Raw genomic sequence first — 254 nt, forward strand, 5'->3', positions numbered from 1 at the left:
CGGAAGCTGAAGCAAAGCAAGGTGAACTTCTGGGTAGGTATGACCGCCGGTACAACGGCTATGGCAATTATTATGTCGCTGACCAACTATTTCTTCTTCATTCCGGCTTTCGCCTATGTTATGGGTATGTCCGTTGAAGACATTATCGGTTGGTCGCAAGGTGCTAACGCCAGCATTACCAATCTGTGGGCGCTGATCCTGTACGCGATTCTTCCGTTTAACCTGATCAAAGGAATCGTCGAGGCTTTGATCAC

At 48.4% G+C, this 254-nt stretch carries 1 protein-coding gene; it reads left to right on the top strand.

Features of this window, described 5'->3' with window-relative positions:
* On the top strand, positions 1-254 hold a 254-nt coding region (locus LKX83_RS32675), incomplete at both ends, for an ECF transporter S component (protein ID WP_227887440.1).

The sequence above is a fragment of the Cohnella baijiui genome, assembly GCF_020731285.1.
GTDB lineage: Bacteria > Bacillota > Bacilli > Paenibacillales > Paenibacillaceae > Cohnella.